The sequence below is a fragment of the Rhizobium sp. CC-YZS058 genome (assembly GCF_034720595.1).
Lineage (GTDB): Bacteria > Pseudomonadota > Alphaproteobacteria > Rhizobiales > Rhizobiaceae > Ferranicluibacter.
Genome location: NZ_JAYESJ010000001.1, coordinates 3472357 through 3487167, shown reverse-complemented (window position 1 = coordinate 3487167; position 14811 = coordinate 3472357). Strand labels below are relative to the sequence as shown.

The window sequence follows — 14811 nt, the reverse complement described above, 5'->3', positions numbered from 1 at the left end:
CCTCTATTCCCGTTGCCTTCTATAGCCGGGGATGGCTAGTCTGCCACCTTGTTTTTGGGGCCTGGCTTCGTCGGGGTCGGGCTTTTTGGGGTCGGGAATGGCATTCGTGAGCGATCGATCATCTTCGGGCGAAGGGGCGATGGACGAGGCCGTGCCGGCAGCGCCCGGTCCCGATGCCTCGGCTCCAGAAGCGCCGGCGGCGGCCGTGGTGCTCAAGGCCACGCCGATGATGGAGCAATATATCGAGATCAAGGCGGCCAATCCCGGCTCGCTGCTCTTCTACCGCATGGGCGATTTCTACGAGCTGTTCTTCGAGGACGCGATGGAGGCGTCGCGCGCGCTCGGCATCGTGCTCACCAAGCGCGGCCAGCATCTGGGCCAAGACATTCCGATGTGCGGCGTGCCGATCCATGCCGCCGACGACTATCTGCAGAAGCTGATCGCGCTCGGCTATCGCGTTGCCGTCTGCGAGCAGATCGAGGATCCGGCCGAGGCCAAGAAACGCGGCTCGAAATCGGTCGTCCGGCGCGACGTGGTGCGTCTCGTCACCCCAGGCACCATCACCGAAGACAAGCTGCTCGTTGCCTCCGAAAGCAATTATCTGATGGCGCTGGCCCGCGTGCGGGGCGGTGGCGAGGCGAGCCTGGCGCTCGCCTGGATCGATATTTCCACCGGCATCTTCCGCCTGGCGGAAACGAACGAGACGCGGCTGCTGGCCGATATTCTCCGCATCGAGCCGCGCGAACTGATCCTCGCCGATACGCTCTTCCACGATCCCGCGCTTCGCCCGGTTCTGGACGTGATCGGCCGCATCGCCACGCCGCAGCCGGCCGTGCTGTTCGATAGCGCGACGGCGGAGAATCGCCTGGCCCGCTATTACAGCGTTCAGTCGCTGGATGGCTTCGGCCAGTTTTCCCGCGCCGAGCTGGCGGCTGCCTCGGCCGCCGTCGGCTATGTCGAGAAGACCCAGATTGCCGAGCGCCCCCCGCTCAACATCCCCGAGCGCGAGAACACGGCCGCGACGCTGTTCATCGATCCGGCGACGCGCGCCAATCTCGAACTGGTCAAGACGCTCTCCGGCAGCCGCGACGGCGCGCTGCTCAAGGCGCTCGACCGGACCGTGACCGGCGGCGGCGCCCGGCTGCTCGCCGAACGGCTGATGTCGCCGCTGACCGATCCGGAGGCGATCCGCCGCCGGCTCGATTCGGTCGCCGCCATTCTCGAGGATCCGACGCTCTGCGCCGATCTCCGCAGCGCCTTGAAGCGCGTGCCGGACATGCCGCGCGCGCTCTCCCGCCTTTCGCTCGGCCGCGGCGGCCCGCGCGATCTCGGCGCGATCCTGGCCGGCACGGGCGCGGCCGCCGAGATCGCGCATTGTCTGGACGATGCCGACCTGTCGGAGGAATTGCTGGAGGCGAAGGCGGCGCTTGCCGGCCTGCCGGCGGATCTTGCGACACGGCTGGCGCAGATGCTTGCCGACGACCTGCCGCTGTTGAAGCGTGACGGCAATTTCCTGCGCGACGGCGCGGATGGCGAACTGGACGAGATGCGGGCGCTGCGCGATCAGTCGCGCCGGGTCATCGCCTCGCTCCAGGCGCGCTATGCCGAGGAGACCGGCCTCAAGGCGCTGAAGATCAAATATAACAATGTGCTCGGCTATTTCATCGAGGTCACAGCGGGCAATGCCGGGCCCTTGACGGAGGGCGAGGCGAAGGCCCGCTTCATCCACCGCCAGACCATGGCGAACGCCATGCGCTTCACGACGACGGAACTGGCCGCGCTTGAAACCAAGATCGCCAATGCCGCCGACCGGGCGCTGGCGATCGAACATGCCGCCTTCGAGGCCTTGACCGCGCAGGTGGTCGAAGCGGCGCAAGCGATCAAGGCGGCGGCGGCGGCGCTTGCCGTGCTCGATGTCGCGGCCGGGCTAGCCGTTCTCGCCGAAGAGCAGGATTACCGCCGGCCGATGGTCGACCGTTCCAAGATGTTTCGAATCGAGGGCGGGCGTCACCCGGTGGTCGAGCAGGCGCTCCGGCGCCAGGCCGCGGCGGCCTTCGTGGCCAATGGCTGCGATCTTTCGCCGACGAGCGAGACCGGGGACGGCGCGCTCTGGCTGCTGACCGGCCCGAACATGGGCGGTAAATCCACCTTCCTGCGGCAGAACGCGCTGATCGCCATCATGGCGCAGATGGGATCCTATGTGCCGGCCACCGCCGCTCATATCGGCACGGTCGACCGGCTGTTCTCCCGCGTCGGCGCCTCCGACGATCTCGCGCGCGGGCGTTCCACCTTCATGGTGGAAATGGTGGAAACGGCGGCGATCCTCAACCAGGCGACCGACCGATCACTGGTCATTCTCGACGAGATCGGCCGCGGAACGGCCACCTTCGATGGCCTGTCGATCGCCTGGGCGGCGGTCGAGCACCTGCACGAGGCCAATCGCTGCCGCGGCCTGTTCGCCACCCATTTCCACGAGCTGACGGTGCTTTCGGAAAAGCTCGCCCGGCTTTCCAACGTCACCATGCGGGTGAAGGAGTGGGATGGCGAGGTCGTGTTCCTCCACGAGGTCGGCCCGGGCGCGGCCGATCGGTCCTACGGCATCCAGGTCGCGCGGCTGGCGGGACTTCCGGCAGCAGTGGTGGCACGGGCGCGCGATGTCCTTGCCAAGCTCGAAGATGCCGACCGCAAGAACCCGGCGAGCCAGCTGATCGACGACCTGCCGCTGTTCCAGGTGGCGCTCCGGCGGGAAGAGGCCTCGCGTGCGAAACCCTCGGCGGTGGAGGCGCGGCTGACGGCGCTCAACCTCGACGACATGACCCCGCGCGAGGCGCTCGATGCGCTCTACGCCCTGAAGGGCGAACTGACCCGCACGTGAACGCCGAACCCCACGTCACCCGCGGCAGGGCTTGACCTTCAGCCGGCAAGGGCCGATGTGTGCGGCCAAACGCTCCCGCTGCGTCGCGATCACCAGATCCGGGCAGCGGCAGCCGGCATGCGAAACGACTTGGCAAGGCTTATTGCTTATAGATCTCGAGACAATCGGGCCGGCGGGGACAAAGGGCATGGGCCCGCTGCAATCCCTCTGCTGCTCTGCGGTGAGAGGGTGGATGGCGCATGCACAAGCGGCGGCTCGTCAAAGAGGCCGGGCTCCAGCCCGTCCGGCCAGTACCCGGCAAGATGAAAATGCTCGTGCCTGACTCCTTCGATATCTCCACCTTGCGCGCCCGCTGCGAGATGATCGCCTCGGTTCATGCCGAGACGCGCGACCAGATGCGCCAGGCGCTGCTCGCCGCCTTCAAGGAGGCCAATGCCGCCGGTCGTGCGCGGGCCTATGAACGGCTGAAGGAGGATGGCAGCGGGCTGAAATGCGCCGAGCGCATTTCGCGCCTGCAGGACCAGCTGATCACCGTCCTCTACGACTTCACGCTCACCCACGTCTTCGGGGCAGGCCAGACGCCGAAGGGAGAGCAGATCGCCATTGCGGCGGTGGGCGGCTATGGCCGCGGCACGCTGGCGCCGGGTTCGGATATCGACCTCTTGTTCCTGCTGCCCGCCCGCAAGGCGCCCTGGAGCGAGCCGGCGATCGAGTTCATGCTCTATCTGCTGTGGGACATGGGCTTCAAGGTCGGCCATGCCACCCGCACCGTCGACCAGTGCATCGAGCTCTCCCGCGAGGACATGACGATCCGCACGGCGATCCTCGAGACGCGACTGATCTGCGGTGCCTCCGCTCTCGCCGACGAGCTGGAACGGCGCTTCGACGACGAGATCGTCCGCAATACCGGCCCCGAATTCATCGCTGCCAAGCTCGACGAGCGCAACGAGCGCCACCGCAAGGCTGGCGATACGCGCTATCTGGTCGAGCCGAACGTGAAGGAAGGCAAGGGCGGGCTGCGCGACCTGCACACGCTGTTCTGGATTTCAAAATATTACTACCGCGTGCGCGAATCCGCCGATCTCGTCTCGCTCGGCGTTCTCTCGCGCGCTGAATACAGCCTGTTCCGCAAGTCCGACGACTTCCTCTGGGCCGTGCGCTGCCACATGCACTTCCTGACCGGCAAGGCGGAGGAGCGCCTCTCCTTCGATATCCAGAGGGAGATCGCCGAGGCGCTCGGCTATCACGACCACCCGGGCTTGACGGCGGTCGAGCGCTTCATGAAGCACTATTTCCTGGTGGCCAAGAATGTCGGCGACCTCACGCGCATCTTCTGCGCGGCGCTGGAAGACCAGCAGGCGAAGAACCGTCCGGGCTTTGCCAATGTCATCACTCGCTTCAGACGGCGGATCCGCAAGATCCCCGGCTCGCTGGAGTTCGTCGATGATGGCGGTCGCATCGCGCTGGCCAGCCCCGACGTGTTCCGCAACGACCCGGTCAACCTCATTCGCCTGTTCCACATTGCCGATGTCAACAATCTGGAATTCCATCCGGCGGCGCTGAAGCAGGTCACGCGGTCCCTGTCGCTGATTACCCCTTCGCTGCGGGAGGACGAAGAGGCGAACCGGCTGTTCATTTCCATTCTCACCTCGCGCCGCAAGCCGGAGCTCGTGTTGCGGCGGATGAACGAGGCGGGCGTGCTCGGCCGTTTCATCCCGGATTTCGGCCGTATCGTCTCGATGATGCAGTTCAACATGTACCACCACTATACGGTGGACGAGCATCTGCTCCGCTCGGTCGATATCCTCTCGCGCATCGACCGCGGCGAGGACGAGGAGATCCATCCGCTGGCGGTCAAGCTGATGCCGGCGGTCGAGGATCGGACGGCGCTCTATGTCGCCGTGCTGCTGCATGATGTCGCCAAGGGTCGGCCGGAAGACCACTCGGTGGCCGGCGCTCGCCTGGCGCGCCGGCTCTGCGCCCGCTTCCGGCTGACGCCGAAGCAGATCGACACCGTCGCCTGGCTGATCGAAGAGCATCTGACCATGTCGATGGTGGCCCAGACGCGCGACCTCAACGACCGAAAGACCATCCTCGACTTCGCCGAGCGCGTTCAATCCCTCGAGCGGCTGAAGATGCTGATGATCCTCACCGTTTGCGATATCCGCGCAGTTGGGCCCGGTGTGTGGAACGGCTGGAAGGGCCAGCTGCTGCGGACGCTGTATTACGAGACCGAGCTGCTGCTCTCCGGTGGCTTTTCCGACATGCCGCGCAAGGCGCGGGCGGCGCATGCTGCCGACATGCTGTTCGAGGCGCTGGGCGACTTCAGCCAGAAGGACCGCAAGGCCTATTCGCGGCTGCATTACCAGCCCTATCTCCTGTCGGTGCCGCTGGAAGACCAGGTTCGCCATGCGCGCTTCATTCGCGAAACCGACAAGGCCGACAAGACGCTGGCGACCATGGTGCGCACGCACCAGTTCCACGCGATCACCGAGATCACCGTGCTGGCGCCCGACCATCCGCGCCTGCTTGCGATCATCGCCGGCGCCTGTGCGGCGGCCGGCGCCAACATCGTCGACGCGCAGATCTTCACGACTACCGACGGGCGTGCGCTCGACACCATCCTCATCAACCGTGAGTTCCCCGTGGATGACGACGAGCTGCGCCGGGCGGCCAGCATCGGCCGGATGATCGAGGACGTGCTGGCCGGCCGCAAGCGCCTGCCGGAAGTGATCGCCAGCCGCAGCAAGGGGCGCAAGCGGCCGAAGGCCTTCACCGTGCCGCCGGCGGTGACGATCAGCAATTCGCTGTCCAATGCCTTCACCGTCATCGAGATCGAATGCCTGGACCGCACCGGTCTCTTGTCCGAAATCACGGCCGTGCTCTCCGATCTCTCGCTCGACATTCGCTCGGCCCATATCACCACCTTCGGCGAAAAGGTGATCGACACCTTCTACGTCACCGATCTGGTTGGCGCGAAGATCACCAACGAGACGCGCCATGCCAATATCGTCGCGCGGCTGAAGCCGGTCATGGCCGGCGAGGCGGACGAGGCACGCGACCGCATGCCCGCCGGCATGATCGCGCCGCCCCCTGTGGCCCGTCCCCCCATTCGCAAGGCAAAGATCGAAGGATGAGTCTCGTCCGCAAATTCGCCACTGTCGGTGGCGCCACGCTCGGCAGCCGCGTTTTGGGCTTTGCCCGCGAAACGCTGATGGCCGCGGCGCTCGGAACGGGGCCGATGGCCGATGCGTTCTACGCCGCGTTTCGCTTTCCGAACCTGTTCCGCCGGCTCTTTGCCGAAGGTGCCTTCAATGCCGCCTTCGTGCCGCTCTTTGCCAAGGAGATCGAGGCAAACGGCATTGAAGGCGCAAAGCGCTTTTCGGAAGAGGTGCTCGGCGTCCTCTTCACCGTTCTCCTGCTGATCACCATCGCCATGGAACTGGCGATGCCGCTGATCGTCTCGACGATCATCGCGCCCGGCTTCGTCGATGACCCGGAGAAGTTCGATGTCACGGTCAAGCTCGCGATCGTGATGTTCCCCTATCTCATGTGCATGTCGCTGACCGCGATGCTCTCCGGCATGCTCAATTCGCTCCATCATTACTTCGCTGCCGCGATCGCGCCGGTGTTCCTGAACGTGACGCTGATTGCGGCGCTCGCCTACGGATTGTGGACCGGGGCCGATCCGCTGGCGACCGCGTGGTACCTGTCCTGGGGCGTGCTCGTGGCCGGGCTCCTGCAGATGGCGGTGCTCTATGCCGGGGTGCGCCATGCCGGCATGCGCTTCCAGCTGCGCCGGCCGCGCTACACCGAGAATGTCAAGCGCCTGCTCTGGCTGGCACTGCCCGCCGCCGTCACCGGCGGCATCACGCAGATCAACCAGATCATCGGCCAGATGATCGCTTCCACCAAGGACGGCGCCATCGCCGTTCTGCAATATGCCGACCGCGTCTACCAGTTGCCGCTCGGCGTGGTCGGCATCGCCGTCGGGGTGGTGCTGCTGCCGGAACTCTCGCGCGCGCTGCGTGGCGGCGCGCTGAAGGAGGCACACAATCTCCAGAACCGCTCGCTCGAATTCGTGCTGTTCCTCACCCTCCCGGCCGCCGGCGCTCTCTGGGTGATTTCCGACGAGATCGTGCGGGTGCTCTACGAACGCGGCGCCTTCTCGGCCGCCACCACCGCCACCGTCGGCAGCGTGCTGGCGATCTACGGTCTCGGCCTGCCGGCCTTCGTCATGACCAAGGCGCTGAACCCCGGTTTCTTCGCGCGCGAAGACACGAAGACGCCGATGCGCATCACCGGTCTCACCGTGCTCGTCAATTGCGCGCTCGCCGTCTCGCTCTTCCCGCTCTTCGGCGAGCGCGGCATCGCAACGGCAGAGGCAACGGCCGGCTGGGTCAATGCCGTCATTCTCTTCCTTGTCCTGGTGCGCCGCGGCCATTGGCATTGGGAAACCGCGCTCTTTTCGCGCGTCGTGCGGCTGGTCGCCGCCACGATCATCATGGCTTTCGCGCTGAACTACGCCTCCGCCTTCCTCGCCGGCTGGCTGACCCCGGAGACCACGCTCATCCATCAGCTCGCAGCCCTCATGCTGCTGATCGGCCTGTCGATGGTCATCTATTTCACGCTCGCCTTCGCGCTCGGCGGTGCCGATCTCGGCATGATCCGCCGCAACATGAAGCGCAAGCCCGCGCCCGCCACCGAGCCTGCGGTCATGCCGCCGCCGGAGATTTAATACTTTCACCCCACTGGCTGCCATGAAACAGACGATCGCCCGCATCACCCTCATCGTTCCCGATTACGAGCCGGCCATCGCCTTTTTTTGCGGCGCGCTCGGCTTCGATCTCGTCGAGGATCTCGACATGGGCGGGGGCAAGCGCTGGGTGGTGGTGCGGCCGAAGGGCGCGACGGAGACTGCGCTGCTGCTTGCCCGGGCTGCCGATGCCGGCCAGGCCGAAGCGATCGGCCGCCAGGCAGGCGGGCGTGTCGGCTTCTTCCTCCACACGGATGATTTCGCCCGCGACCACGCCGCCTTCACCGCCGCCGGCGTCCACTTCCGCGAAGAGCCGCGCCACGAAGCCTATGGCAGCGTCGCCGTCTTCGAGGATCCGTTCGGCAATCTCTGGGATCTGCTGCAGCCGGCATGAATCCGCCTCCCTGCGGACCATGGCCAGTTGCACTGCGAGAGGAAGAGCTCATGGCGCGTCAGATATCCTCTGTCCTTCGTCCGCCCTTCCTGAAGAGGGTGTGGATCGACGAAGTCGCGCTGCCGTCCGCGCCGGGCTATCCCTTCAACCTGCCAATGTTCGCAAATGGCTTCGAGGTGACCTTCCAGACGCCCGTGACAATTATCGTTGGCGAGAACGGAACCGGAAAATCGACGTTCCTGGAGGGCCTCGCCGGCCTCATCGGCTTCGATCAGGCCGGTGGCGGAGCCGGCTATCGCCCGGTCGATCATAGCGGCGCCATCGATGTGGCAGGGGATGTCCTGCGCTCCGTGCTGCGGGCCGGCTGGTTGCCCAAGGTCAACACCGGCTGGTTCTTCAAAGCGGAGACCTTCTTTTCAGTCGCGCGGTACCTCGACGATGCCGCCCGCGATGCACGCGCCATCCCGCCCGATTTTCTCTCGCATTCGCATGGCGAAGGGTTTCTGCGATTCTTCGGCGAGCGCTGCCTGAAGCGCGGAATTTTCCTGTTCGACGAGCCGGAGTCGGCGCTGTCGCCGACCCGCCAGCTTGAGTTCCTGCGTCTGATCGCCGAGATCGAGCGCGCCGGTACGGGGCAGCTCATCATCGCGACGCACGCGCCTCTTCTCATGGCTTATCCCGGCGCCACCCTGCTTGAAACCACGCGTTCCGGCTTTCGGCCGATCGCTTTCCGCGACACCACTCATTTCCGGGTGATGGAGGCGTTCTTCCGGGACCCGGAGGGCTATCTCGTGGACGCCCTTGCCGCGGAGGATTGAGGTCGCGCCCCTTGATCGCCGCCCTTGCCCCGTGCATAAGCCCGCCAAACGCCCCAGCGCCGTCCACACGCCCTGATCGAGGTTCCCATGGCAGAGTTTCCCCCGCTCGTCTTTTCCGGTGTCCAGCCGACCGGCAATCTTCACCTCGGCAATTATCTCGGCGCGATCCGCAAGTTCGTGGCGCTGCAGGAGAAGAACGACTGCATCTACTGCGTGGTCGATCTGCATTCGCTGACGGCACAGCTCGTGCATGACGACCTTCCGGGGCAGATCCGGTCGATCGCTGCGGCCTTCATCGCCTCCGGCATCGACCCCAAGGCCCATATCGTCTTCAACCAGTCGGCAGTGCCCGCCCATGCCGAGCTCGCCTGGATCTTCAATTGCGTTGCCCGGATCGGCTGGATGAACCGCATGACGCAGTTCAAGGACAAGGCCGGCAAGGATCGCGAGAATGCCTCGCTCGGCCTGCTTGCCTATCCGAGCCTGATGGCTGCCGATATCCTGGCCTATCGCGCCACCCATGTGCCGGTCGGCGACGACCAGAAGCAGCATCTGGAGCTTGCCCGCGACATTGCCATGAAGTTCAACCTCGACTTCGCCGAGCGTATCCGCGCCCATGGCAAGGGGGTGGACATCACGGTCGGCGAAGAGCCGGTGCATGCCTTCTTCCCCATGGTCGAGCCGCTGATCGATGGTCCGGCGCCGCGGGTCATGTCGTTGCGCGACGGCACCAAGAAGATGTCGAAGTCGGATGCCTCCGATCTGTCGCGCATCAACCTGATGGACGATGCCGAAACGATCTCGCGCAAGATCCGCAAGGCCAAGACCGACCCGGACGGCTTGCCCTCCGAGGTGGATGGGCTGAAGGGGCGGCCGGAAGCCGACAATCTTGTCGGGATCTATGCCGCGCTGGCCGATCTTTCCAAGGCTGATGTTCTGACGCAGTTCGGCGGGCAACAGTTCTCGGTCTTCAAGCCGGCGTTGGTCGATCTCGCCGTTGCACATCTGGCGCCGATCACCGACGAGATGCGGCGCCTGATGGACGATACGAGCCATATCGACGCGATCCTGCGGGATGGCGGCGAGCGGGCCGGCGCACGGGCGGATGCGGTAATGAAGGACGTGAAGGACATCATCGGCTTCCTTCGCTAGTCCTCTGCCGATTATGGCGAAAAAGGGGCCTTGCAGCCGGGCGAGCGGAATGCCAGACTCCGCACCATGGTTTCCGCACGTCTCTCCCGCATGGAAGGTCACCGCCGCAAGTTTCTGGCGGTGATCGACGATACCCCCGAATGCGCCCGCGCCGTCCACTATGCCGGCTTGCGCGCCCGCCATTCGAACGGTGCCCTCGTGCTGCTCTACGTGATTCCCGATGCCGATTTCCAGCAATGGATCGGGGTGGAAGGGATCATGCGGGCCGAGGCGCAGGCCGAAGCGGAGGCAACGCTCGCCAAGATTGCCCAGACCGTGCGCGAGAAGGTCGGGATCGAGCCGGAAATGGTGATCCGCGAAGGGGTCGCCACAGCGCAGATCCACGCCCTGATCGAAGAAGATCGCGACATCGCCATCCTGGTGCTGGCCGCCGGCTCCGCCAAGGATGGACCGGGGCCGCTGGTCGCCTCGATCGCCGGCAAGACCGCGGCCTTCCCCATTCCCGTCACGGTCATCCCCGACCTGCTGACGGACGAGGATATCGAAGCGCTGAGCTGAGGCCGAGCGACGATTTGGCCGGATGATTCGTCTTTATGACGCGCGTCATATCTGGTATCAGCCACTCCACATTCCCATCTTCAGCAGGATGCCTGCTCAAGCGGGAGCGCGCGCGCTGACAAGGGCCGGCGCCGCCTGAAACCACCATGCCCGATGGCCGAGAGGCCAAATTTGGAGATCTGCGATGTTCATCCAGACGGAATCGACCCCGAACCCGGCCACGCTGAAGTTCCTGCCGGGCAAGGTCGTGCTTGAAAGCGGAACGGCGGAATTCCGCGACGAGGACGAGGCGCGTGCAGCCTCTGCGCTTGCCGCCCGCATCTTCGCCATTCCCGGCGTCACCGGCGTTTACTTCGGCTATGACTTCATCACCGTCACCAAGGCCGATGCCGAGTGGGCGCATCTGAAGCCGGCTATTCTCGGCTCGATCATGGAACATTTCATGTCTGGCCAGCCGGTCATGGCTGGCGGCGCACGGGCGGAAGAAGCGGACCAGGAAGGTGAATTCTTCGACGATGGCGACGAGACGATCGTCGCCACCATCAAGGAACTGCTCGAGACCCGCGTGCGCCCGGCCGTTGCGCAGGATGGCGGGGACATCACCTTCAAGGGCTTCCGCGACGGAACGGTGTTCCTCAACATGAAGGGCGCCTGCTCCGGCTGTCCCTCGTCCACCGCCACGCTCAAGCATGGCGTGCAGAACCTGCTTCACCATTTCGTGCCCGAGGTTCAGGCCGTCGAGGCGGTCTGAGCCCGAGTGCCGACGGCCACGGCGCGGCTGGGGCCGTTGCAGCTCCCGCCTCCGCTTGATTCCCTTTTCCGGTTGACCAGACGATGATCGTTCTTGCCCTCGACACCGCCGGTATCGCCTGTCAGGCGGCCCTGTTCGATGCCGATTCCGGCCGGGTGCTGGGGCAGGTCAGCGAGGAGATCGGCCGCGGCCATGCCGAGCGGCTGATGGAGGCGGTGGATGGAGCGCTTGCCGCTGCCGGCCTCGATCTCGATGCGGTGGATCGCGTGGCCGTGACTGTCGGCCCCGGCTCCTTCACCGGCATCCGCGTGGGCGTGGCTGCGGCGCGGGGCCTTGCTCTGGCGCTTGGCAAGCCCTGCGTCGGCGTTTCGGTGCTGCAGGCGCTTGCCGTGGCTGCGATCCCGGAAGCGGGCGGACGGCCGATCCTCAGCCTGCTCGATGCCAAGCGCGAAGAGCTCTATCTGCAGCCCTTTTCCGCCGAAGGTGCCGCGCTTGCCGCGCCGCTTGGCTGCGAGATCGACGCGGCAAAGAGGGCCTATGGCGGCTTCGAGGGGCTGCTCGTCGGGTCCGGTGCGGGATGGCTGAGGGGTGAGGGCGCGTCCGAGCGACCGGATGTGGCCGAGATCGGCGTGGTGGCGGCCCTGGGGGCCAAGGCCGATGTGCTGACCGACCTGCCGAAGCCGCTCTATCTGCGGGGGCCGGATGTGCGCTCGCAAGCCGGCTTTGCCGTGGCAAGGGCCTGAAGGCGCCATGTCGCTGATCGACTATTTCATCCGCCGGCCGGAGTTCGATATTTTCCAGATGCGCGACGACCATCTGGACGATGTGGCCGCCCTGCATCGCCAGCGGTTCTCACCGCCCTGGAGTGCCGGCGAGTTCCACAGCCTGCTTGCCCAGGAAAGCGTCTTCGGATTCGTTGCCCGGCAGAACAATGCCTATGCCTGGCCGGCCATGGGCGGCTTCGTGCTGGTTCGGGCCGGCGGCGGAGAGGGCGAGATCCTGACGATCGGCGTCGACCAGCGCTACGGACGGGGCGGCCTGGGCTGGCGGCTGATGCAGGCAGCCTTTTCCGAAAGCCGCAAATATGGCGCGGAGAGTCTGTTTCTCGAAGTCGATCAGGCCAATGCCGCAGCCCTCGGGCTGTATCGGCGTCTGGGCTTCCGCAAGGTGGGCGAGCGGAAGGCCTACTACAAAGGCGCAGGCCCCGAGGCAGGCGGCGCGGACATCATGCGGCTCGACCTGTGATGCGCGTATGATCGCCTGGATCCGGATCGTGCTCAGCGTTCTCGTGCTCGGACTGGCGACGCTGGTGCTGGCGCCCTTTCAGATCCTGTTTCTCTGGCGCGACATGCCGCAGCGGCGCAGGCTGCCGCGCCTTTTCCACCGCATCGCCTGCCGGATGATCGGTCTCAGGGTCCATGTGCATGGCCGGATCGACGCACGCCGGCCGCTGATGCTGGTCGCCAATCATGTCAGCTGGAAGGACATTCTGGCGCTCGGCTCCGTTGCCGATGTCGTCTTCGTGGCTAAGGCGGAGGTGCGCCAATGGCCGGTCTTCGGCGTGCTCGCGCGGCTGCAGAAGACGATCTTCGTCGAGCGTGAACAGAAGCGCGCCGCCGGTCAGCAGGCAAGCGAGATCGGAAGCCGGCTTGCCGACGGCGAGATCGTCGTTCTCTTCCCCGAAGGCACGACGTCCGACGGCAACCGGCTGCTCGAGATCAAATCCTCGCTGTTCGGCGCGGCGGCGAGCGCGGTGCCGCAGTCTCCGACAGGCACGGTGCATGTCCAGCCTGTTGCGCTCGCCTATACCCGCGTGCACGGCATGGCCATGGGGCGCTATCATCGGCCGATCGCCGCCTGGCCGGGCGACATCGCGCTTCTGCCGCATCTCCTGGGCGTGCTGCGGGAAGGCGCGCTTGATGTCGACCTCGTCTTCGGAGAAACGATCGACTTTGCCCGTGATACGAACCGCAAGCTCGTCAGCCGGCAGGTCGAGGCGGCGCTGCGGGCCATGCTGGTTGCGCGACTGCGCGGGCGGTGAGCCTTCATTTCCCCGCATAAGTGCGCTATGGCACGGCCATGACCGACCAGAGCCTTCTCACCCACCCTGTTCCAGATGCCAGCGCTTCGTCCCAGCCGCCTGCCGGCCGGCCGAAGAAGGTCTTCGTCAAGACCTATGGCTGCCAGATGAATGTCTACGACTCCGACCGGATGACGGACGCTCTGGCGCGCGACGGCTATGTGCCGACGGACACGGCGGAAGACGCCGATCTGGTTCTGCTCAACACCTGCCACATCCGCGAGAAGGCGGCGGAGAAGGTCTATTCGGCGCTGGGGCGGCTCCGGGAGCTGAAGAAGAAGAAGGGGGCGGAAGGCCGCGAGATGATGATCGGCGTCGCCGGCTGCGTCGCCCAGGCGGAGGGCGACGAAATCCTTCGCCGCGCCCCGGCGGTGGATCTGGTCATCGGTCCGCAGACCTACCATCGCCTGCCGGACGCGCTGCGCCGCGTGCGCGGCGGCGAACGCGTGCTCGAGACCGACTATGCGATCGAAGACAAGTTCGAGCATCTGCCGGCACCGGACAAGGCGCGCACGTTGGCCCGCGGCGTCACCGCCTTCCTGACCGTGCAGGAGGGATGCGACAAGTTCTGTACCTTCTGCGTCGTGCCTTATACGCGCGGCTCCGAGGTTTCCCGGCCCCTGGCGCAAGTGGTGGCGGAGGCTGAAAAGCTGGCGGCTGCCGGCGTGCGCGAGCTGACGCTGCTCGGCCAGAACGTCAATGCCTGGCATGGAGAGGGCGAGGGCGGGCAGACGCTCCGGCTCGGCGATCTGCTCCACCGCCTCGCCGAAATTCCCGGTCTTGCCCGGCTGCGCTACACCACCAGCCACCCGCGCGACATGGATGACAGCCTGATTGCCGCGCATGCGACCCTGCCGGCGCTGATGCCCTATCTGCACCTGCCGGTGCAGTCCGGCTCCGACCGTATCCTGAAGGCGATGAACCGGCGGCACACGGCGTCGGACTATATTGCGCTTATCACCCGCATTCGCGCCGCCCGGCCCGATCTCGCCCTGTCGGGGGATTTCATCGTCGGCTTCCCCGGCGAGACCGACCAGGATTTCGAGGAAACGCTGGAAGTCGTGAAAGCTGTTGGTTACGCTCAGGCCTTCTCCTTCAAATATTCCACCCGCCCCGGCACGCCCGGCGCGGAGCTGAAGGATCAGGTGTCGGAGGCGGTGAAGGCCGAGCGGCTGGAGCGCTTGCAGGCGCTTCTCCTGTCCCAGCAACAGGCCTTCAACCAGGCCTGCATAGGCCGCGACATCGACCTCCTGCTTGAAAAGCCGGGCCGTATGCCAGGCCAGCTCATCGGCCGCTCGCCCTGGCTGCAGTCGGTGAATGTTGATGCAAAGGGCGTGGAAATCGGTGACATTATTCGTGTGCGAATCACCGCCGCGGGCCCTAACAGTCTGTTTGCCGACGTGGTAGACTGAGGCTCAAGTCTTACC

12 protein-coding genes are annotated in these 14811 nt (G+C 65.7%); all 12 read left to right on the top strand.

The window, feature by feature from the left end:
- Window positions 1-139 precede the first annotated feature (139 nt).
- The 12 genes from mutS to miaB all read left to right on the top strand — a co-directional run bounded on the left by mutS (window position 140) and on the right by miaB (window position 14796).
- Window positions 140-2875, top strand: coding sequence for a DNA mismatch repair protein MutS (gene mutS, locus U8330_RS16695; protein WP_416236930.1), 2736 nt, complete (start codon window positions 140-142; stop codon window positions 2873-2875).
- A gap of 314 nt (window positions 2876-3189) precedes the next feature.
- Window positions 3190-6012 carry a [protein-PII] uridylyltransferase gene (locus U8330_RS16690; protein ID WP_323106369.1) on the top strand — a complete coding sequence of 941 codons (2823 nt, stop codon included), beginning with the start codon at window positions 3190-3192 and terminating at the stop codon, window positions 6010-6012.
- A complete protein-coding gene (gene murJ, locus U8330_RS16685) occupies window positions 6009-7613 on the top strand; it encodes a murein biosynthesis integral membrane protein MurJ (RefSeq protein ID WP_323106368.1) in 1605 nt (534 codons plus the stop codon). The genes U8330_RS16690 and murJ overlap by 4 nt, the downstream gene beginning before the upstream one ends.
- Before the next feature lie 22 nt (window positions 7614-7635).
- The gene (locus U8330_RS16680) at window positions 7636-8025 is read left to right on the top strand and encodes a VOC family protein (protein WP_323106367.1); all 390 of its coding nucleotides are present in this window, start codon (window positions 7636-7638) and stop codon (window positions 8023-8025) included.
- 50 nt (window positions 8026-8075) lie between these two features.
- Window positions 8076-8843, top strand: coding sequence for an AAA family ATPase (locus U8330_RS16675; RefSeq protein WP_323106366.1), 768 nt, complete (start codon window positions 8076-8078; stop codon window positions 8841-8843).
- An 87-nt stretch (window positions 8844-8930) separates the two neighbouring features.
- Window positions 8931-9995 carry a tryptophan--tRNA ligase gene (trpS, locus tag U8330_RS16670; RefSeq protein ID WP_323106365.1) on the top strand — a complete coding sequence of 355 codons (1065 nt, stop codon included), beginning with the start codon at window positions 8931-8933 and terminating at the stop codon, window positions 9993-9995.
- A gap of 66 nt (window positions 9996-10061) precedes the next feature.
- Window positions 10062-10553: a universal stress protein gene (locus U8330_RS16665; protein ID WP_323106364.1), complete on the top strand. Its 492-nt coding sequence runs from the start codon at window positions 10062-10064 to the stop codon at window positions 10551-10553.
- 184 nt (window positions 10554-10737) lie between these two features.
- Window positions 10738-11304, top strand: coding sequence for a NifU family protein (locus U8330_RS16660; RefSeq protein ID WP_323106363.1), 567 nt, complete (start codon window positions 10738-10740; stop codon window positions 11302-11304).
- An 83-nt stretch (window positions 11305-11387) separates the two neighbouring features.
- Entirely contained in the window at window positions 11388-12047 is a 660-nt protein-coding gene (gene tsaB / locus U8330_RS16655) for a tRNA (adenosine(37)-N6)-threonylcarbamoyltransferase complex dimerization subunit type 1 TsaB (RefSeq protein WP_323106362.1), read from the top strand.
- A 7-nt stretch (window positions 12048-12054) separates the two neighbouring features.
- Window positions 12055-12549 (top strand): GNAT family N-acetyltransferase, encoded by a 495-nt coding sequence (locus U8330_RS16650; RefSeq protein ID WP_323106361.1) that lies wholly within the window; start codon window positions 12055-12057, stop codon window positions 12547-12549.
- Window positions 12550-12556: 7 nt separating this feature from the next.
- Window positions 12557-13345: a lysophospholipid acyltransferase family protein gene (locus U8330_RS16645; protein ID WP_323106360.1), complete on the top strand. Its 789-nt coding sequence runs from the start codon at window positions 12557-12559 to the stop codon at window positions 13343-13345.
- Window positions 13346-13383: 38 nt separating this feature from the next.
- Complete coding sequence (miaB, locus tag U8330_RS16640) at window positions 13384-14796, top strand: tRNA (N6-isopentenyl adenosine(37)-C2)-methylthiotransferase MiaB (RefSeq protein WP_323106359.1); 1413 nt, start codon at window positions 13384-13386, stop codon at window positions 14794-14796.
- Window positions 14797-14811 lie beyond the last annotated feature (15 nt).